Annotated in this window: 1 protein-coding gene; it reads left to right on the forward strand. The window is 41.3% G+C overall.

The genetic code is table 11. The annotated features are described in order from the left end of the window. Nucleotides 1-8 precede the first annotated feature (8 nt). A partial coding sequence (locus P0G09_RS20445; protein WP_275253598.1) for an IMP dehydrogenase occupies nt 9-288 on the forward strand: 280 nt, incomplete at its 3' end.

Below are 288 nucleotides of genomic sequence, written 5' to 3' on the forward strand. Positions count from 1 at the left end.
TGGGAAAGATTATAGGAGAAGGTATTACGTTTGATGATGTGCTGTTAGTTCCCGCATATTCAGAGGTAATTCCGAATGAAGTAGATCTGTCAACATATTTGACTAAAAAGATAAGACTTAATATTCCGATGATGAGCGCCGGAATGGATACGGTTACAGAACACCGTATGGCGATTGCAATGGCTCGTCAGGGCGGCATCGGTATTATTCATAAAAATATGTCGATTGAAGCTCAGGCGGAAGAGGTGGACAAGGTAAAAAGATCTGAAAACGGGGTTATTACAGATC

The organism is Faecalibacterium sp. DFI.5.82, assembly GCF_029076575.1.
Taxonomy (GTDB): domain Bacteria; phylum Bacillota; class Clostridia; order Oscillospirales; family Ruminococcaceae; genus Faecalibacterium; species Faecalibacterium duncaniae.